This window comes from Allobosea sp. OAE752 (genome assembly GCF_050433265.1).
In the GTDB taxonomy this organism is placed as follows: Bacteria; Pseudomonadota; Alphaproteobacteria; order Rhizobiales; family Beijerinckiaceae; genus Allobosea; species Allobosea spartocytisi.
In genome coordinates, this window is record NZ_JBNPXO010000013.1 from 109,340 (window position 1) to 126,371 (window position 17,032).

General features: G+C 66.7%; 21 protein-coding genes and 1 tRNA gene. 15 read left to right on the plus strand and 7 right to left on the minus strand.

The window, feature by feature from the left end; translation table 11 throughout:
* Nucleotides 1-93: 93 nt before the first annotated feature.
* Nucleotides 94-1,611 (plus strand): NAD(P)H-hydrate dehydratase, encoded by a 1,518-nt coding sequence (locus GGC47_RS25180; protein WP_142020987.1) that lies wholly within the window; start codon nt 94-96, stop codon nt 1,609-1,611.
* Nucleotides 1,612-1,663: 52 nt separating this feature from the next.
* Here the strand turns inward: GGC47_RS25180 and GGC47_RS25185 are convergent, their stop codons facing one another.
* Complete coding sequence (locus GGC47_RS25185; RefSeq protein ID WP_185747841.1) at nt 1,664-2,209, minus strand: PRC-barrel domain-containing protein; 546 nt, start codon at nt 2,207-2,209, stop codon at nt 1,664-1,666.
* 248 nt (nt 2,210-2,457) lie between these two features.
* On the opposite strand from GGC47_RS25185, the gene GGC47_RS25190 reads away from it, so the two are divergent.
* Nucleotides 2,458-2,664: a hypothetical protein gene (locus tag GGC47_RS25190; protein WP_142020985.1), complete on the plus strand. Its 207-nt coding sequence runs from the start codon at nt 2,458-2,460 to the stop codon at nt 2,662-2,664.
* A gap of 27 nt (nt 2,665-2,691) precedes the next feature.
* Here the strand turns inward: GGC47_RS25190 and GGC47_RS25195 are convergent, their stop codons facing one another.
* Together GGC47_RS25195 and GGC47_RS25200 are read right to left on the minus strand one after the other, a co-directional pair.
* Complete coding sequence (locus GGC47_RS25195) at nt 2,692-2,859, minus strand: hypothetical protein (RefSeq protein WP_156116011.1); 168 nt, start codon at nt 2,857-2,859, stop codon at nt 2,692-2,694.
* A 5-nt stretch (nt 2,860-2,864) separates the two neighbouring features.
* A complete protein-coding gene (locus GGC47_RS25200; protein WP_112762257.1) occupies nt 2,865-3,086 on the minus strand; it encodes a hypothetical protein in 222 nt (73 codons plus the stop codon).
* Between the two features lie 139 nt (nt 3,087-3,225).
* On the opposite strand from GGC47_RS25200, the gene GGC47_RS25205 reads away from it, so the two are divergent.
* A complete protein-coding gene (locus tag GGC47_RS25205; RefSeq protein WP_142020984.1) occupies nt 3,226-3,501 on the plus strand; it encodes a hypothetical protein in 276 nt (91 codons plus the stop codon).
* 90 nt (nt 3,502-3,591) lie between these two features.
* The gene (locus GGC47_RS25210; protein WP_038365811.1) at nt 3,592-4,380 is read left to right on the plus strand and encodes a bestrophin-like domain; all 789 of its coding nucleotides are present in this window, start codon (nt 3,592-3,594) and stop codon (nt 4,378-4,380) included.
* 101 nt (nt 4,381-4,481) lie between these two features.
* Here the strand turns inward: GGC47_RS25210 and GGC47_RS25215 are convergent, their stop codons facing one another.
* Nucleotides 4,482-4,691, minus strand: a complete 210-nt coding sequence (locus GGC47_RS25215; protein WP_038365813.1) for a hypothetical protein — start codon at nt 4,689-4,691, stop codon at nt 4,482-4,484.
* Nucleotides 4,692-4,791: 100 nt separating this feature from the next.
* Nucleotides 4,792-4,866, minus strand: a tRNA-Lys gene (locus GGC47_RS25220).
* Nucleotides 4,867-5,043: 177 nt separating this feature from the next.
* Here GGC47_RS25220 and GGC47_RS25225 point away from each other — a divergent pair.
* From GGC47_RS25225 to GGC47_RS25270, 10 genes are all read left to right on the plus strand, one after another.
* The gene (locus tag GGC47_RS25225) at nt 5,044-5,322 is read left to right on the plus strand and encodes an FtsB family cell division protein (protein ID WP_248311225.1); all 279 of its coding nucleotides are present in this window, start codon (nt 5,044-5,046) and stop codon (nt 5,320-5,322) included.
* A gap of 166 nt (nt 5,323-5,488) precedes the next feature.
* Complete coding sequence (gene pdhA / locus GGC47_RS25230) at nt 5,489-6,586, plus strand: pyruvate dehydrogenase (acetyl-transferring) E1 component subunit alpha (RefSeq protein ID WP_038365819.1); 1,098 nt, start codon at nt 5,489-5,491, stop codon at nt 6,584-6,586.
* A 56-nt stretch (nt 6,587-6,642) separates the two neighbouring features.
* The gene (locus GGC47_RS25235) at nt 6,643-8,049 is read left to right on the plus strand and encodes a pyruvate dehydrogenase complex E1 component subunit beta (RefSeq protein ID WP_038365823.1); all 1,407 of its coding nucleotides are present in this window, start codon (nt 6,643-6,645) and stop codon (nt 8,047-8,049) included.
* Nucleotides 8,050-8,062: 13 nt separating this feature from the next.
* On the plus strand, nt 8,063-9,412 hold the full coding sequence (locus GGC47_RS25240; RefSeq protein WP_142020982.1) for a pyruvate dehydrogenase complex dihydrolipoamide acetyltransferase: 1,350 nt from the start codon (nt 8,063-8,065) through the stop codon (nt 9,410-9,412).
* Nucleotides 9,413-9,430: 18 nt separating this feature from the next.
* Nucleotides 9,431-10,870: a dihydrolipoyl dehydrogenase gene (gene lpdA / locus GGC47_RS25245; RefSeq protein ID WP_142020981.1), complete on the plus strand. Its 1,440-nt coding sequence runs from the start codon at nt 9,431-9,433 to the stop codon at nt 10,868-10,870.
* Nucleotides 10,871-10,938: 68 nt separating this feature from the next.
* Nucleotides 10,939-11,715, plus strand: a complete 777-nt coding sequence (locus GGC47_RS25250; RefSeq protein WP_142020980.1) for an alpha/beta hydrolase family protein — start codon at nt 10,939-10,941, stop codon at nt 11,713-11,715.
* A gap of 62 nt (nt 11,716-11,777) precedes the next feature.
* Nucleotides 11,778-12,116 (plus strand): GlsB/YeaQ/YmgE family stress response membrane protein, encoded by a 339-nt coding sequence (locus GGC47_RS25255; protein WP_142020979.1) that lies wholly within the window; start codon nt 11,778-11,780, stop codon nt 12,114-12,116.
* Between the two features lie 85 nt (nt 12,117-12,201).
* Nucleotides 12,202-12,480, plus strand: coding sequence for a GlsB/YeaQ/YmgE family stress response membrane protein (locus GGC47_RS25260; RefSeq protein ID WP_038365832.1), 279 nt, complete (start codon nt 12,202-12,204; stop codon nt 12,478-12,480).
* Between the two features lie 100 nt (nt 12,481-12,580).
* Complete coding sequence (gene lipA, locus GGC47_RS25265) at nt 12,581-13,588, plus strand: lipoyl synthase (protein WP_038365835.1); 1,008 nt, start codon at nt 12,581-12,583, stop codon at nt 13,586-13,588.
* Between the two features lie 14 nt (nt 13,589-13,602).
* The gene (locus tag GGC47_RS25270) at nt 13,603-14,076 is read left to right on the plus strand and encodes a type II toxin-antitoxin system RatA family toxin (RefSeq protein ID WP_112762249.1); all 474 of its coding nucleotides are present in this window, start codon (nt 13,603-13,605) and stop codon (nt 14,074-14,076) included.
* Nucleotides 14,077-14,117: 41 nt separating this feature from the next.
* On the opposite strand, the gene GGC47_RS25275 is transcribed toward GGC47_RS25270, so the two are convergent.
* Both GGC47_RS25275 and GGC47_RS25280 read right to left on the minus strand, forming a co-directional pair.
* The gene (locus GGC47_RS25275) at nt 14,118-14,615 is read right to left on the minus strand and encodes a CinA family protein (protein ID WP_112762248.1); all 498 of its coding nucleotides are present in this window, start codon (nt 14,613-14,615) and stop codon (nt 14,118-14,120) included.
* A 4-nt stretch (nt 14,616-14,619) separates the two neighbouring features.
* Nucleotides 14,620-15,825, minus strand: coding sequence for a bifunctional 2-C-methyl-D-erythritol 4-phosphate cytidylyltransferase/2-C-methyl-D-erythritol 2,4-cyclodiphosphate synthase (locus GGC47_RS25280; RefSeq protein WP_142020978.1), 1,206 nt, complete (start codon nt 15,823-15,825; stop codon nt 14,620-14,622).
* Nucleotides 15,826-16,005: 180 nt separating this feature from the next.
* On the opposite strand from GGC47_RS25280, the gene dusB reads away from it, so the two are divergent.
* On the plus strand, nt 16,006-16,995 hold the full coding sequence (gene dusB / locus GGC47_RS25285) for a tRNA dihydrouridine synthase DusB (RefSeq protein ID WP_142021081.1): 990 nt from the start codon (nt 16,006-16,008) through the stop codon (nt 16,993-16,995).
* The last annotated feature ends 37 nt before the right edge of the window (nt 16,996-17,032 follow it).

A 17,032-nucleotide genomic window follows, 5' to 3' on the forward strand; every position in this document is an offset into this window, starting at 1 on the left:
CTAATTGTAGTGCAAATGCTGCCTTGGCGCCTTGTTGTCGCGCCGTGCGACCTGCTCTCATGATGGGCCATGCCCGGCACAACGATCCCAGCCATGCGAACGACCGACCTCGCCTTGCTCACAGTGGCGCAGATGGGGGAGGCGGATCGCATCGCGATCGCGGGTGGGACGCCGGGCGTCATGCTGATGGAGCGGGCCGGGGCGGCGGTGGCCGATGCGGTCTCCCGCCATGCGGCTTCCGGCGCAAGCGTGAGCGTATTCTGTGGCCCAGGAAACAATGGTGGCGACGGCTTCGTTGCTGCGAGGCTCCTGCGCGAAAGAGGGTTTCAGGTGACGGTCGCTCTGCTGGGCGACGTGCATGCGCTGCGGGGCGATGCCGCCATCGCCGCGGAACGCTGGGGCGGCTCGATCCTGCCGTCGGGCGTGGCCGTGCCGAACGACGCGGACATCCTCGTCGATGCGCTGTTCGGAGCGGGTTTGAGCCGGCCGCTTGCCGGCGAGGCCGCGCAGCTGGTCGCGGCGATGAACGCCTCTGGCCGGCCGCTGGTCGCGGTCGATGTTCCCAGCGGGCTTTCGGGCGATACCGGGCAGGCCGAGGGGCCGGTCGTTCGTGCCGCGGAAACGGTGACCTTCTTCCGGCTCAAGCCCGGTCACCTCCTCCAGCCCGGCCGCGATCTCTGCGGACAGGTGACGCTGGCGGATATCGGCATTCCGGCCGAAGCGGCCCTCGAGGCGATCGCTCCTACGGCCTTCGCCAACGGTCCCGCTCTCTGGAGCTGCCATCTGCCGCGCCATGGCAGCTTCACGCATAAATTCGAGCGCGGCGCCGTTGCCGTGCTCGCGGGAGGGATCGCCGGCGTCGGGGCGCCGCGGCTCGGCGCGCGGGCGGCCCTACGGATCGGCGCCGGGCTCGCGACCATCCTCTGCGCTCCCGCGGCCCTGGCGGCGCATGCGACGCGGGGGCCGGACGCGCTGATGCAGCGCTCCCTCGCGGACGAAACGGGTCTTGCGCCTCTCCTGGAGGATCGGCGCTTGTCCGTCGTGCTGGCAGGCCCGGCGCTTGGGCTCGATGCGCGAGCTCGCCAGCTGGTTGCGGCGCTTGTCCATAGCAGCAAGCCGCTGGTGCTCGATGCCGATGCGCTGACGATTCTGGCGGAGAATGCGGAAGCCCTGTCGAGGCTGGGACAGCGGAACGCCACTTGCGTGATGACACCGCATGAGGGCGAGTTCCGGCGGCTTTTCGGCCGGGAGCCGGCGATCGACCGGGACTCTTCCAAGCTGGAGCGCGCCCGCAAGGCTGCTGCCTTCAGCGGGGCGATCGTCGTCTACAAGGGAGCCGACACGGTGATCGCATGCCCGGACGGGCGTGCGGCGATCAATGCGACCGGCTCGCCGGCGCTGGCGACCGCCGGTTCCGGCGACGTCCTGGCCGGGATGGTCACGGGGCTGGTCGCGCAGGGCGTGCCGGCCTTTGAAGCGGCCTGCATGGCGGTCTGGCTGCACGGGAAGGCCGGCGAAGCGCTGGGCTTCGGGCTGATCGCGGACGAGCTGCCCGAAGCCGTTCCGCCCTTGCTCCGCACGCTCGCCGCAGGAGCGGGTCCGGATCCATGACGCTGGCACAAACGAAACCGCCCCGTTGCCGGGGCGGTTCGGATCGAACGTGTCAGCTGCCGGAATAGGTCACGGCCGGGGCTGCATTGAGCTGGTCCTTGGTCATGGTGATCTTGCCATGATCCGGATACATGGCTGGCGCCTTCGGAGCCGATGCTGCCGGCGGAGCCGCGCTCATGCCGCCGCCCGCGCTACCGGCAGCACCGCCCGCCGGGGCAGGGGCCGGAGCGGGTGGGGCGATCGGCTGATCGCTCCAGGTCACCTGCTCGAAGGGAATGGCGACGTCCTTCGCGCCGATGCCGAGGAAGCCGCCGACGCCGACCGTGACCATCTCGATCTTGCCGGTCTTGTCGACGATCACTTCGGTTACGTCACCGACCTTCTTGTCGTCGGGGCCGTAGATATCGACGCCGATCAGCTTGCTGGTACGCCATTTGCCCTGGCCGGCGAGATTGTTTGCCGGCGGCTTGGCAGGCTGAGCCGCGGGAGCCGGGCTCGTCGAGGACGAGGGTGGCGTCGGAGCGCTCGTCTGCGCGAGCGCCGTCGCGGTCAGCATGGCGAATCCGATAGAGGTCATGGCGAGCTTATGCGTGAGCATTTTTTCCTCCTTTATCAGCCCAAGTCGCAGGCCGTTCATGCAACCAACAGATGAAACAAGTTTTTGTTCGTCTTCTGTCGAGACAAACCGTGGCAGAGACGCGCAAATAACCGCGCCACCGAAAGCAGCTTGAAATTCCCTGCTCGTTCGGTTTGCCGACTTGCTTGCATCGCGATGTCGTGATCGGATGCCGCGCTTGCTACAACGTCTGGAAGCCGGTGCTGTTCCCGGAGACGTGGAGACAAATCATGCCGATTGCGTTGACTGTCCTGCTGGCCGAGGCCGAAACCGCAGCGCTCGACCGCCACATCGCGGCGCATCGGCCTGGGCATACGCGTGAAGAGATGGTGGCGGAGATCGTGGCGCGGTGGCTCGAGGCGCAGGAGCCCGCCACCAGAACTCATCCGGATGAAGGACTTCGCCCGGAGGAGCTCAACGCCAGCAACGATTCCTGAACGTTGCTGGGCTCGATGCCGCGGGGATCAGTCGTCGGCGTCGTCGCGACGGAGCTCGAAGGCGAGCATCGCTTCGGCGATCGCTTGCAGTTCCTTGTCCTTTTCGGGGCCGTCGGGCAGGGCGTTCAGTTCCTCGACGCGCTGCTGCGCCCGGTCATAGTCTTCCTCGGTATGGACCATGATCGGCGTTTTCACGGTATCTACCTCCTGTGTCGGCCCGGCTGGGCGGCATGGTCGGCATCCCAGCGTTCGACGGCATCGATGAGAGCCTGCAATTCTTGCTCCTCATCGTCGCCGCGTGTCGAGTCCTTGAGGCTTTCGATGCGATGCCTGGCCAGTCCGTAGTCCTCGACGGTCTCGATCCTGAAGACCGGACGGGTTGCCTCGCCAGTGCTGTCGCCGCGCCGAACCTTGGCTCGCATCGGAACCTCCTGCCTTGAGCCCTGCATAGGAGATACCCGCGACGGCGCGCCCTGTTCCCGCCCGGTTAAGCTTTCCGCAAGAGCCCCGCGGGCATTGATGGTCGATTGGTCGCAGTCACAGGGGCAGGGGAGCGCCGCGATGAACAGGCTTCTGGCCACGGTTCTGCTGGTCGGCCTCGCGCAGGCGCCGCAGCCAGCGACTGCCTTCTGGCAGCGCTCGCAATTCACGCGCTGCTCCGATGCAACCACGGAAGACGAGCGTCTGCGGCTGCGCTGCTGGGAACTCGACGCCTATGTCGATCCCGGCTGGCCGGCTCTCGGAATGGGCGGGGGCGCCTATCTCCTGCCCGAGGCTCCGCCACCGCCTCACAGTCGGAGGCCGATAAAGGGCGGCGTGACGCGCCGGCTCGGCTGAGCGGCTTTTCGCGTGTGACGCAGGGGCTCGCATCGGTCGCTGCGCTGTGAGAGCATGGCCGGGCCCGATCGGCCTTCTCGCGGCGACGCCATGGAAATCCTCTCAGGCTTCGGTTTTCTGACCTTGTTCGGCCTGAGCGCTCTGGCCGGCATCGCCCTGCGCATGTGGCTGCCGGAGGAGCATCTGTCGAAGGAGAACATGGAAGCGGTCCGGCTGGTGACCGGCCTGCTCGTGACCTTCGCCGCGCTGGTGCTGAGCCTGCAGCTCTCGACTGCGCGCTCCGCCTTCGATTCCGCCAACAGGAACCGCTCGCTCTACGCGGCCGAGCTGGCGCGGCTCGACCAATGCCTGCGCAATCTGGGGCCGAACCTTGCTCCGACCCGGCAGATCCTGAGCCGCTACGTCGCCGCCGTGATCGCCAGTACCTGGCCTGCGGAGCCCGCTCCTTCGGTTGCCGGCATGCCGGATACCCGCCGCATGTCGGTTCGCGGCGAAGATGCGGTTCTGGCCGGCATGCTCAACGAGGTCGGACTGGCCATCGACACGACCGCTCCGGCGCCTGATCTATCCCCGGTTTTGCAACGCTGCCGGGCCGACTACGCCAGAGTTCAGGAAAGCCGCTGGGCCGTGATCGAGGATACGAACGGCCCGCAAAGCGGGCTGTTCCTCGGTATCATCAGCTTCTGGCTTGCGTTGGTGTTCCTGAGCTTCGGGCTGCAGGTGCCGCGCCGTCGAGTCAGCGGCATCGTCCTCGCGATCGGGGTGGTCTCCGTCGCGAGCGTGATGTTCGTCATCGTCGATCTGGCCTTGCCTTACCAAGGCCTGTTCGGGATTCGCAGCCTCGCCATGCGAGAAGCGCTGGCGGATATGAGCCGCTAGATCGCCGAGCGTCCTGTCGGGCGCGATCATGGCGATCTATCTACCTGATCGTATCGAATCGGGCTTTCCGAAAGCCGCGTCCCGGCTTCGGGCCGCCGCGTTCAGTTTTGGCTTTTGGAAGCCGTCGCCTGTTCGAGAATGCGGACGGTTTCCTCGAGGCTCTCCCGCACGCCGAGCATGAAATCCTTGCCGAACCCGATGATGGTGTCCGCCGGCTCGCCCTTGTGGGTGTAGACCACGACGACCTGCTCGGGATTGACATAGACGGGCTTGCCGTCGCGCGGCGAGGTGAATTTGCACAGCTTGGGCACGGCATTCCTCCGGGGCGGGGCTTGGGTGCGCGCAGGCGCCGATGGGGGCGGAAGCGTCCGGTGACGGGGCCGGCTCAGGCCGTGGCCCGATTCCGGGTGGTGGTGAGCGGGGTGGGGATCGAACCCACGACCACATGATTAAAAGTCACGTGCTCTACCACTGAGCTACCCGCCCTCACAGGCCCGCTGACATACGGAGGTGAAGGGCGCGGGTCAACATGTCCAATGCACATCCATGCCGCCTGTCCCCTTCCTGGCGTAACCCTCCGGCCCCGTGCGTTAACCGCCCGGAAACCACGCCATCCTAGCCTCATCAGCCATGGTCATTCGTCGCGGTCTCAGATCTGTCTTCGTGACGCTCGCGCTCTATGCGGTGTCGGCGCTGACGGTCAGCTATTTCTTGTTCCACGCCCAGCACGGCGCGCGCGGCCTCGAGGCGCGCGGCGCCGTTCGGGAATCGCTGCGCGAACTGGAAGCGGAGTTGGCGACGCTCACCCTGGAGCGCAAATCCTGGGAACAGCGCCTCGCCCTCGTGCGCGACGACAATGTCGATCGCGATCTGCTCGACGAGTCGGCGCGTGCCATGCTTGCCCGGACCCACAAGAACGACGTCGTGATCATGGGGCGTTAGCGAGCCGGCTGTTAGTCTCAGACGTATCAATTAACTTGAATCCAGTTACGCCTGCAGTATCATTATATTTCAACGACTTAGATGATGGTGCAGTGCGAGATAGCGTCCTCGCCAAGGTTTTTTCGATCCTCTACAACAAAGGTCGAAGGCCCTTGGAGGATCGTCTATGGCTGTTGCTGCGCGTAAACCGAAAGCTCCCGCCCCATCGAAAGCCGCCGCCAAGCCGGCAAAGGCACGTTCGGCCAAGGAGGGAGCGGGGCAGTCCGCCCCGGCTGCCAGCAACGTCACTCCCTTCACCAAGGACGAAGACCTCCACGCCTATCGCGAGATGCTGCTGATCCGGCGCTTCGAGGAGAAGGCCGGCCAGATGTACGGCATGGGCCTGATCGGCGGCTTCTGCCACCTCTATATCGGCCAGGAAGCCGTCGTCATCGGCATGCAGATGGCCTCCAAGGATGGTGACCAGGTCATCACCGGCTATCGCGACCACGGCCACATGCTGGCCTGCGGCATGGAATCGCGCGGCGTGATGGCTGAGCTCACCGGTCGGCGCGGCGGCTATTCGCGCGGCAAGGGCGGCTCCATGCACATGTTCAGCCGCGAGAAGAACTTCTATGGCGGCCACGGCATCGTCGGCGCGCAGGTATCGCTCGGAACGGGCCTCGCCTTCGCCGACTGGTATCGCGGCGACAACACCGTCTCCATGACCTATTTCGGCGACGGCGCCGCCAATCAGGGCCAGGTCTACGAGAGCTTCAACATGGCCGAGCTCTGGAAGCTGCCGGTCGTGTTCATCATCGAGAACAACCGCTACGCCATGGGCACCGCAGTGAGCCGCGCTTCGGCCCAGACCGATTTCTCGCGCCGCGGCGTCTCCTTCAACATTCCGGGCGAGCAGGTCGACGGCATGGATGTCCGGGCCGTTCGCGAGGCCGGCCAGCGCGCGATCGACCATGCGCGCTCCGGCAAGGGCCCCTACATCCTGGAGATGCAGACCTACCGCTATCGCGGCCACTCGATGTCGGACCCGGCGAAGTACCGCTCCAAGGACGAGGTCCAGCGGATGCGCGAGGAGCATGATCCGATCGAGCAGGTCCGGGCCCGGCTGGTCCGCGAGTTCAAGGTCGGCGAGGACGAGCTGAAGGCGATCGACGCCAAGGTGCGCGAGATCGTCAACGACGCCGCCGAATTCGCGACGCATGACCCCGAGCCCGACGTCTCGGAACTTTACACCGACATCCTGCTGGAGCCGGCGCAGGGCTGACGCCCGCGCCGCTGCCGCCTCTCGCCTTTCCCCGCGTCTAGAATCCGGGTGCGTTCATGCCGATCGACATTCTCATGCCTGCCCTTTCTCCCACCATGGAGGAAGGAAAACTGGCCAAGTGGCTGAAAAAAGAGGGCGATCAGGTCAAGTCCGGCGACATCATCGCCGAGATCGAGACCGACAAGGCGACCATGGAGGTCGAGGCGGTCGATGAGGGCATCCTCGCCAAGATCCTGGTGCCGGACGGCAGCGAGAATGTCGCGGTCAACACGCGGATCGGCGTGATCGCCGCCGATGGCGAGGATGTCAGCGCCGCGGCGAGCGGAGCCGGCAAGGCGGCGGCCGAGAAGCCGGCCGAGGCCAAGGAAGAGCCGAAGCCCGAGGCCAAGGCGGAAGACGCTCCCGCTGCCAGCAAGCCCGAGAGCGTGCCGGCCCAGGCGAAGGCCTATGACGCTTCGTCCGAATTCCCGGCCGGCGCCGAGATCGTCAGCCAGACGGTCCGCGAGGCGCTGCGTGACGCGATGGCCGAGGAGATGCGCCGCGATGGTGACGTCTTCGTCATGGGCGAGGAGGTCGCGGAGTATCAGGGCGCCTACAAGGTCACTCAAGGATTGCTGCAGGAATTCGGCGCCAAGCGCGTCATCGACACCCCGATCACCGAGCATGGCTTCGCCGGCATCGGCGTCGGCGCGGCGCTTTCGGGCCTCAGGCCGATCGTCGAGTTCATGACCTTCAACTTCGCCATGCAGGCGATCGACCAGATCATCAACTCCGCCGCCAAGACGCTCTACATGTCCGGCGGACAGATGGGCTGTCCGATCGTGTTCCGCGGCCCCAACGGCGCGGCCGCCCGCGTCGGTGCCCAACACAGCCACGACTATGCGGCGTGGTACTCCAACGTGCCGGGCCTCAAGGTGGTGATGCCCTACAGCGCCTCCGACGCGAAGGGGCTGCTCAAGAGCGCGATCCGCGACCCGAACCCGGTGATCTTCCTCGAAAACGAGATCATGTATGGCAAGTCCTTCGACGTGCCGAAGGGCGATGATTTCCTGATCCCGATCGGCAAGGCCAAGGTGGTGCGGCCGGGCACCGACGTGACCATCGTCTCCTTCGGCATCGGCATGACCTATGCGCTCGGCGCCGCCGAGGCGCTGGCCAAGGACGGCATCGAGGCCGAGGTCATCGACCTCCGCACGATCCGCCCGATGGATATCGAGACGGTCGTTGCCTCCGTGCAGAAGACCAATCGCTGCGTCGCGGTGGAGGAGGGCTTCCCGCAGTCCGGCGTCACCGCCGAGATCGGCATGAAGATCATGGAGGCGGCGTTCGACTATCTCGACGCCCCCGTCGCCCGCGTCACCGGCAAGGACGTGCCGATGCCTTATGCGGCGAACCTCGAGAAGCTCGCTTTGCCGAATATCGGCGAGGTCGTCGCGGCGGCCAAGGCCGTCTGCTATCGCTGAGAGGGGCTGACCGATGCCGACCAACATCCTGATGCCCGCGCTCTCTCCGACGATGGAGAAGGGCAATCTCGCCAAATGGCTGAAGAAGGAAGGCGACACCATCAAGTCCGGCGACATCATCGCCGAGATCGAGACCGATAAGGCCACGATGGAGGTCGAGGCGGTCGATGAGGGCATCCTCGCCAAGATCGTGGTGCCGGAAGGCACGGCCGATGTCGCAGTCAACGAGGTGATCGGCGTGATCGCCGGCGAGGGCGAGGACGCCAAGAGCGTCTCCGCACCGGCGGTCGGCGCTGCGCCGAAGGTGGAAGCTCCCAAGTCCGAGCCTGCGAAAGCCGAAGTCGCTCCGGCCGCCGCTGCGCCTGCCAAGGCGGCTGAAGCACCGGTTGCGACTGCTCCGGCGAAGGCTGACGGCAGCCGTTCCTTTGCCTCGCCGCTGGCGCGGCGTCTCGCCAAAGAGGCCGGGCTCGACCTCTCCGCCATCGCTGGCTCCGGCCCGCATGGCCGCATCGTCGAGAAGGATGTCGAGGCTGCCAAAAAGGGCGGCGGCGCCAAGGCTGCTCCGGCGGCTGCGCCTGCCGCTGCTCCCACGGCCAAGCCCGCCGCCGCGCCGCTCGCGACCGGCCCCTCGGACGAGGCGGTCAAGAAGCTGTTCGCGCCGGATTCCTATGAAGAAATCCCGCATGACGGCATGCGCAAGACGATCGCGCGCCGCCTGCTCGAGGCCAAGCAGACCGTCCCGCATTTCTACGTCACGGTCGATTGCGAACTCGACGCGCTGCTCAAGTTGCGCGCGGAGCTCAATGCGGCCGCGCCGGAGAAGGACGGCAAGCCCGCCTACAAGCTCTCGGTCAACGACATGGTCATCAAGGCGCTGGCGCTGGCGCTCAAGGCGGTTCCGGACGCAAACGTGTCCTGGACCGAGAACACGATGCTCAAGCACAAGCATGCCGATGTCGGCGTCGCCGTCTCGATCCCGGGCGGCCTGATCACGCCGATCATCCGCGATGCCTGCCACAAGACGCTGTCGCAGATCTCCAACGAGATGAAGGACATGGCGGCCCGCGCCAAGGCCCGCAAGCTGAAGCCCGAAGAGTATCAGGGCGGCACGACGGCAGTCTCGAACCTCGGCATGTTCGGGGTCAAGGACTTCGCGGCGATCGTCAATCCGCCGCATGCGACGATCCTGGCGGTTGGCGCCGGCGAGCAGCGCGTCATCGTCAAGGGCGGTCAGCCGGCTGTCGCGACGGTGATGTCGGTGACGCTCTCGACCGACCACCGCGCCGTCGACGGCGCGCTTGGTGCCGAGCTTCTCGCGGCGTTCAAGGGCTATATCGAGAAGCCCATGGCGATGCTGGTCTGAGGCGGCGGGAGAAACACCATGGCTGACTACGACATCATCGTCATCGGCTCCGGCCCTGGCGGCTATATCGCCGCCATCCGCGCCGCCCAGCTCGGCTTCAGGACCGCGATCGTCGAGCGTGAGCATCTCGCCGGCATCTGCTCGAACTGGGGCTGCATCCCGACCAAGGCGCTGCTGCGCTCGGCCGAGATCCTGCATTACGGCCAGCATGCCAAAGATTACGGGCTCACGCTGGAAGGCTCGTTCAAGGCCGATCTCGATGCCGTCGTGAAGCGCTCGCGCGGCATCGCGGTCAGGATGAACAACGGCGTCCAGTTCCTGATGAAGAAGAACAAGGTCGACGTGATCTGGGGCGAGGCCAAGCTGACCAAGCCCGGCACGATCGCCGTCGCGCCGACCAAGAAGCCGGCGATGCAACCGCAAGGGCCGGTGCCGAAGGGCGCCAAGGGCGAGGGCACCTATACGGCCGACCACATCATCGTCGCGACCGGCGCCCGGCCGCGCGCGCTGCCCGGCATCGAGCCGGATGGCAAGCTGATCTGGACCTATTTCGAGTCGATGGTCCCCGCCAAGATGCCGAAATCGCTGCTGGTGATGGGCTCGGGCGCCATCGGCATCGAATTCGCGTCGTTCTACCGGACGATGGGCGTCGAGGTGACCGTCGTCGAGGTGCTGCCGCAGGTCGTGCCGGTGGAGGATGCCGAGATCGGCGCCTTCGCGCGGAAAGCCTTCGAGAAGCAGGGCATGAAGATCATCACCAGCGCCAAGGTGACGAAGGTCGAGAAGGGGGCGGATTCGATTACCGCCCACATCGAGGACGAGAAGGGCGGCAAGCAGACGATCACGGCCGACCGCATGATCTCGGCTGTCGGCGTCGTCGGCAATATCGAGAATATCGGGCTGGAGGCGCTCGGCGTGAAAACCGATCGCGGCTGCATCGTCATCGACGATCTCTGCCGCACCAACGTCAAGGGCGTCTACGCCATCGGTGACGTCGCCGGCCCGCCGATGCTGGCGCACAAGGCCGAGCATGAGGCGGTGATCTGCGTCGAGGCGATCAAGGGGCTGCATCCGCACCCGATGGACAAGTCGGTGATCCCGGGCTGCACCTATTGCCACCCGCAGATCGCCAGCGTCGGCCTGACCGAGGCGAAGGCCAAGGCCGCCGGCCACGAGATCAAGGTCGGTCGCTTCAACTTCGTCGCCAACGGCAAGGCCGTGGCGCTCGGCGAGGACAGCGGCCTCGCCAAGACGATCTTCGACGCCAAAACCGGCAAGCTGCTCGGCGCCCATCTGGTCGGCCCGGAGGTGACCGAGCTGATCCAGGGCTTCGTCGTCGCGATGAACCTCGAGACGACCGAGGAAGAATTGATGCATACCATCTTCCCGCATCCGACGCTGTCGGAGGTGATGAAGGAAAGCGTGCTCGATGCTTACGGCAAGGTGCTGAACGCCTGAGCTGCGCAGTCACGGCGGAGAGCCTGGAAATTGGCTTTCCATGGGCGGTATGGCGGCGGGGGCGTGCCATGAAGCGTGCGGGTGCAAGGCTGCTGACCGTTCTCGCGGCTGTCCTGTTCGGCGGCGCGGGAGCCTTGGCCTGTGACGGCGATACATGCGCCAACGGCCTGGCCTATGAAGCGTTCGGCGCGGCACCCGGCGGCGGGACGCGCCCCATCCTCGCCATCTTTGTTCACGGGGACGTTTCGGCCGGAGGGCCGGCCGACTACATGTACGGCCATGCCAGGCGGTTCGCGGCCGGCCGCAAGAATGTGGTGGCCGTCGCCCTGCTGCGGCCCGGCTATTACGACCGCGCCGGCCGTCGCAGCGACGGCTCCGATAATGGCCGTCGGGATACGTTCCAATCCGGCAACAACAGCGCTGTCGCCGGGGCGATCCAGGAGTTGAAGCGCATCTACAACGCCCGCAGCGTGGTGGCTCTCGGGCATTCGGGCGGCGCCGGCACGATCGGCGTCGTGGCCGGAAGCCATCCCGGCCTGATCAACGGCCTCGTGCTGGTGTCATGCCCTTGCGACGTTCCGGCCTGGTATGCCAGCCGAGGCCGGCGGCCGGGCGCGGCTCAGTCGCCGGTGGACCACGTGTCCGGCATTCCCGCAGGGACGCCGATCGTCACTGTCACCGGACAGGCGGACGACAACACCCGCCCGGAACTGGCGGCGGACTATGTAGCGAAGGTGCAGGCGAGGGGGCTGCCCGCGAGAGCGCAGATCGTCGGGGGCGGGCATAATTTCGGTGGCGCACTTGCGGCGACGTCGGTTTCCGCGCTCGCAGCGATGGTCCGCTGATCGGCAGCGACGCTCGCCCGCAGCGACTTGGCGCCCGCCCGTCCGCGCTCCATATTGCGCCCATGCCGCCACGCACCCGCAAATCGCCGAAGCCCGACCGCGTCGTCCGCGACGAGGATATCGAGATCCTGCCGCCGCGCCGGACGCTGCCGCTCGACTGGAGCGTCATCGTCCCGACAGTGGCGTCCGGCACCGTCATCGGCTTCGCCGCGAGCCTTGTGGTCGGCGGAGGCGGGCTGATCCGCCATGCCGTCGTCGGCGTGCTCGGCATGCTGGTAGGGCAGGGCATCGTGCGCCTGACCGGCTGGCGATTGAATACGGGCTACGGTTTCCTCGACGATGCCGGCATGGCGGTGCTGGGTGCCATCCTCGTCATCCTGCTGGCACGCTTCATCGCGTAAGTTTGGATTTCGTCTTCAGGAACTTTCGCGCAGGGCTTACGGTTATCGGCGCGCGCCTTCGCGCATGGCTAGGGGGATATCCGCGATGGAAAGCTTTGCCGCCACCATGGCCCAGCCGGGCTACGGTTTCTTCATGACGCTGCTGATCGGTCTCATCGCCGGCTGGATCGCCGAGCGCCTGACCTCATCCGATCACGGTCTCTTCACCAACATGCTGGTCGGCGTCGCCGGCTCCTTCGTCGGCGCCAAGATCGCCGAATTGCTGGAGGTTCCGGTCTTCGGCTTCTGGCGGACGCTGACGGCTGCGGTGGCCGGCGCCATCGTCATCATCGTGATCTGGAACGCGGCGCGCGGGCGCCGCTGAGGAGTGCTCGCCCGTCGGGCAGTTGCGGGAGCGCGCTTTGGGGATTAGCTAAGAGGGAGCCGGCCTTGCCGGCTCCTGCTTTTGAAGCCCGGACCCCGTTATGGCGCTTGTTCTCGACCTTCTGAACCGCGATCCGCGACCCAATGCCGGCAATCCGAAGGCGGAAGCTCGCCAGCCCGCAGCGGAATTGCGCCACCCCGAGAAGCAGAAGCGGCCGGAAAACCCGGTCCTGCGCAAGCCGGACTGGATCCGCGTCAAGGCGCCAGGCTCGCCGAAATGGGCCGAGACGCAGAAGATCGTGAAGGCCGAGAAGCTGGTCACGGTCTGCGAGGAGGCCGGCTGCCCGAATATCGGCGAGTGCTGGGAGAAGAAGCACGCCACCTTCATGATCATGGGCGACACCTGCACGCGGGCCTGCGCCTTCTGCAACGTGAAGACCGGTGTGCCGCTGCCGCTCGATCTGGAGGAGCCGCGTAAGGTCGCGGATGCCGTCGCCAAGCTTGGGCTCGAGCATGTCGTCATCACCTCGGTCGACCGCGATGATCTCAAGGACGGCGGCGCCGAGCATTTCGCCAACGTGATCCGCGCCATTCGCAAGGCTTCGCCCGGCACCACCATCGAGATCCTGACGCCGGACTTCCTGCGCAAGCCGGGCGCGCTCGAAGTGGTCGTCGCGGCCAAGCCCGACGTCTTCAACCACAATCTCGAGACCGTGCCGGGCAAGTATCTGAAGGTGCGACCGGGCGCGCGCTATTTCCATTCGCTGCGGCTGCTGCAGCAGGTGAAGGAGCTCGACCCGACGATCTTCACCAAGTCCGGCATCATGGTCGGGCTCGGCGAGGAGCGGAACGAAGTTCTCCAGCTCATGGACGATCTGCGCTCGGCCGAGGTCGACTTCATGACCATCGGGCAGTACCTCGCGCCCTCGCGCAAGCACCATGCGGTGATCCGCTTCGTCACGCCGGACGAGTTCAAGAGCTTCGAGACCATCGCCTATGCCAAGGGCTTCCTGATGGTGTCCTCGACGCCGCTGACCCGCTCCTCGCACCATGCCGGCGAGGATTTCGCCCGGCTGCGCGCGAATCGCGCGGCAAAGCTCGGCGGCTGACGGCGCCGTTCCCCATGCCGATGTTCAACAGCACCCGCCGGGTGAAACACTCGCCCGAGCAGATGTTCGCGCTCGTGGCGGATATCGAGAAATATCCGCAATTCCTGCCGCTCTGCGAGGGGCTGGTGGTGCGCCGCCGCACGCCGCGCGAAGGCGGGGGCGAGGTGCTGTTGGCCGATATGACGGTCGGTTACAAGGCGATCCGCGAGACCTTCACCAGCCGCGTGACGCTCGATCCGGCAAACCTGAAGATCCTGGTCGAATATGTCGACGGGCCGTTCCGGCATCTGGAGAATCGCTGGACCTTCAAGCCGAACGAGAGCGGCTGCGAGGTCGGCTTCTTCATTTCCTACGAATTCGCCAGCCGCATGCTCGGCCTGCTGATGGGCGCCATGTTCGACAAGGCCTTCCGCAAGTTCTCGGAGGCCTTCGAGCGCCGCGCCGATCAGGTCTATGGACGCGGTGGGGCTGCAGCCCTCGGAACATAGAGCTTGCCGAGCGCTGCAGAGAACGCGCGAAAGCAGAGTTCCTACGGCCCGGTCAGCGCCGTCTCGCGCAGCAGATCAAGCGCTTCCAGCACGCTGAGGCGGCGGATCTCATCGCGCGATTTCTCGCCGAAGCGGCGTTCGCGATGGCGCGTGCCGGAAGGGCCGGCGCAGGCGAAATGGACGAGCCCGACCGGCTTCTCGACGCTGCCGCCGCCGGGGCCGGCAACGCCGGTGATCGAGACCGCGAAGGTGGCATCAAGGCGCTTGCGGCCGCCTTCCGCCATGGCACGGGCGACGGGTTCGCTGACGGCGCCGTGCTGTTTCAGCAGGGGCTCGGGAACGCCGGCGAGAGCCGCCTTGGCCTCGTTCGCATAGGTGATCAGCCCGCCCAGTACCATCGCGGACGAGCCGGCGATCGCCGTCAGCGCGCCGCAGACGAGGCCGCCAGTGCAGGATTCGACCGTCGCGACGGTGAAGCCGCGCTCCTTGCTCATGTCGAGCAGCTCGGCCGCAAGTGCGCGGATGTCGGGATCGAACATGGCTTCACTCCTCCTCGGGCAGCCGGACCGTCGCTGTGGCCAGCGCAGCGAGGCCTTCGCGCCGGCCAGTGAAGCCCATGCGCTCCGACGTCGTCGCCTTGATCGCGACCTTGCCGGGCGTGACGCCGGCGGCCGCGGCAATCGCTGCGCGGATCGCGTCGCGATGCGGGCCGACCTTCGGCGCCTCGCAGACGATGGTGAGGTCGAGATGGTCGATGCGACCACCACGCTCGCGCACGCGCTCCGCCGCGAAGGCGAGGAATTTCGCTGAGGCGGCGCCGCGCCATTGCGGATCGCTCGGTGGGAAATGCGTGCCGATATCGCCTTCGGCCAGCGCCCCCAGCAACGCGTCGGTCAAGGCATGAAGCGCGACGTCGCCGTCGGAATGAGCGACGACGCCCTGATCGTGGCCGATCCTGACGCCGCCGAGCCAGACATGATCGCCCGGCCCGAAGGCGTGGACATCGTAGCCCGTGCCGACGCGGGTGACGAGCAGCTTGCCGTTGCCGGCGCCGGTCCGCATGAAATCCTCCGGATGCGTCAGCTTGATGTTGGCGGGATCGCCCGCAAAGGTTGCGACGGGATGGCCGGCCCATTCCATCAGCGCGGCATCGTCGGTGAAGCCGTGCAGGAGCGCGGCGCTGGCCGCCTCGTGAGCGGCCAGCAAAGGGCCGAACCGGAAGGCCTGCGGGGTCTGCACGCTGACGAGCCGGTCCCGGGGCGGCGTCTCGGCGATGTGGCCGCGCTCGTCGATACGCTTGATCGTGTCGGTGACCGGCAGGGCGGGGATGGCCGCGAGCCCGCTTTCGTCCAATGTGCGGATGGCGGCGTCGATCAGGGCCGGCGAGACGAAGGGGCGCGCCGCGTCATGGACCAGCACGATGCCATCGAAGCCGTCGCGCGCCAGCGCCTGCAGCCCACGCCGGACGGAGTCCTGCCGGGTCGCGCCACCGATGGTCGGCGGCGCAAGGCGCGCGGGGTCGAGGCCGGCGATGGCGTCGGCATAGCGATCCTCGTCGCCCTCGCCGATCACGACAGCGACGCGGCCGATCGCAGGCTCTGCCAGAAAAGGCGCCAGCGCCTGCGCGAGAACCGGGCGCCCGTCGATCAGCCTGTATTGCTTCGGCTGGCCGGCGCCTGCGCGCAAGCCGCGACCGGCCGCGACGAGCAGGGCGGCGACGGGGGCGGAGGTCTCGATTCGGTTCGGCACGTTCCCTTGCCCTGGACGGAGAAATCGCAATCGGCGGAAGCCATAGCCAATTCGGTGGCGCTCGGGCAGGGGGTGCGGCGATGTTGCATCGCAATATCAACGTCAAGACGCTTGCGCTTATGCAGCAATGTCCAATAAATATGCATCCTAGAGATTGCCTCAAAAGCAGGCTGTGAGTTGTTGCAGATCGCCGGTATCCCGATCCAGTCCCGCGCCTTCCTGGCGCCGATGTCAGGCGTGACCGATATCGTCATGCGCCGCATCGCCGGCCGTTTCCGCGCGGGTATCCTCGTCTCGGAGATGGTGGCCTCGGATGAATTCGTCCGTGGCAGCGAGGAGGCGCGCATCCGTGCCGAAGGGCAGGGGGTCTCGCCCCATGTGGTGCAGCTCGCCGGCTGCGATCCGCACTGGCTCGGGGAGGCGGCGCGGCTGGCCGAGGCGAATGGCGCCGATATCGTCGACATCAATATGGGCTGCCCGGCCAAGAAGGTGACGGGCGGCTGGGCGGGCTCGGCGCTGATGCGCGATCTCGATCACGCGGTCAGCCTGGTCGAAGCCGCCGTGGCGGCCGTGAAGGTGCCGGTGACGGTGAAGATGCGGCTCGGCTGGGACGATGCCTCGCGCAACGCGCCCGAGCTGGCGCGCCGCGCCGTGGCTGCGGGCGCGCGGCTGATCACCGTTCATGGCCGCACCCGGCAGCAATTCTACAAGGGCAAGGCCGACTGGCGCGCCATTGCGGCGGTCCGGGCGGCTGGCGACTTCCCGCTCGTGGCCAATGGCGACATCCATGATGTCGAGGACGCCCGCGCCTGTCTCGATCAGTCCGGCGCCGATTTCATCATGGTCGGACGAGCCGCTCTCGGGCGGCCCTGGCTGGTCGGCGCGATCGGGGCCGCGCTCGACGGTCTGCCGGCGCAGACGGTGACGCTCTCGGACAAGCTCGCCATGGCGCGCGAGCATTACGAGGGGTTGCTGGCGCTGATGGGGATCGCGCATGGCGTGCGTCATGCGCGCAAGCATCTGGCCGCCTATGCCGACGATGCGCTGGCGGATGGCTGCGAGGCCGATCCGGAGCGCCGGCGCATTCTTTTGACCTCGGAGGAGCCGCGGCAGGTCATCGCCGCGCTGTCGGGGCTGTTTTCCACCGATCGCTGCCGCGAAGCGGCTTGAACCGGAGTCGAGCTGATGACGGTGATGTTTGCTGAGA

What these genes read in the sequence shown, in the direction of transcription:
- GGC47_RS25180 (WP_142020987.1), top strand. Translation starts at nt 94, where the DNA reads ATGCGAACGACCGACCTCGCCTTGCTCACAGTGGCGCAGATGGGGGAG.
- GGC47_RS25185 (WP_185747841.1), bottom strand. Translation starts at nt 2,209, where the DNA reads ATGCTCACGCATAAGCTCGCCATGACCTCTATCGGATTCGCCATGCTG.
- GGC47_RS25190 (WP_142020985.1), top strand. Translation starts at nt 2,458, where the DNA reads ATGCCGATTGCGTTGACTGTCCTGCTGGCCGAGGCCGAAACCGCAGCG.
- GGC47_RS25200 (WP_112762257.1), bottom strand. Translation starts at nt 3,086, where the DNA reads ATGCGAGCCAAGGTTCGGCGCGGCGACAGCACTGGCGAGGCAACCCGT.
- GGC47_RS25205 (WP_142020984.1), top strand. Translation starts at nt 3,226, where the DNA reads ATGAACAGGCTTCTGGCCACGGTTCTGCTGGTCGGCCTCGCGCAGGCG.
- GGC47_RS25210 (WP_038365811.1), top strand. Translation starts at nt 3,592, where the DNA reads ATGGAAATCCTCTCAGGCTTCGGTTTTCTGACCTTGTTCGGCCTGAGC.
- pdhA (WP_038365819.1), top strand. Translation starts at nt 5,489, where the DNA reads ATGGCTGTTGCTGCGCGTAAACCGAAAGCTCCCGCCCCATCGAAAGCC.
- GGC47_RS25235 (WP_038365823.1), top strand. Translation starts at nt 6,643, where the DNA reads ATGCCGATCGACATTCTCATGCCTGCCCTTTCTCCCACCATGGAGGAA.
- GGC47_RS25240 (WP_142020982.1), top strand. Translation starts at nt 8,063, where the DNA reads ATGCCGACCAACATCCTGATGCCCGCGCTCTCTCCGACGATGGAGAAG.
- lpdA (WP_142020981.1), top strand. Translation starts at nt 9,431, where the DNA reads ATGGCTGACTACGACATCATCGTCATCGGCTCCGGCCCTGGCGGCTAT.
- GGC47_RS25250 (WP_142020980.1), top strand. Translation starts at nt 10,939, where the DNA reads ATGAAGCGTGCGGGTGCAAGGCTGCTGACCGTTCTCGCGGCTGTCCTG.
- GGC47_RS25255 (WP_142020979.1), top strand. Translation starts at nt 11,778, where the DNA reads ATGCCGCCACGCACCCGCAAATCGCCGAAGCCCGACCGCGTCGTCCGC.
- GGC47_RS25260 (WP_038365832.1), top strand. Translation starts at nt 12,202, where the DNA reads ATGGAAAGCTTTGCCGCCACCATGGCCCAGCCGGGCTACGGTTTCTTC.
- lipA (WP_038365835.1), top strand. Translation starts at nt 12,581, where the DNA reads ATGGCGCTTGTTCTCGACCTTCTGAACCGCGATCCGCGACCCAATGCC.
- GGC47_RS25270 (WP_112762249.1), top strand. Translation starts at nt 13,603, where the DNA reads ATGCCGATGTTCAACAGCACCCGCCGGGTGAAACACTCGCCCGAGCAG.
- GGC47_RS25275 (WP_112762248.1), bottom strand. Translation starts at nt 14,615, where the DNA reads ATGTTCGATCCCGACATCCGCGCACTTGCGGCCGAGCTGCTCGACATG.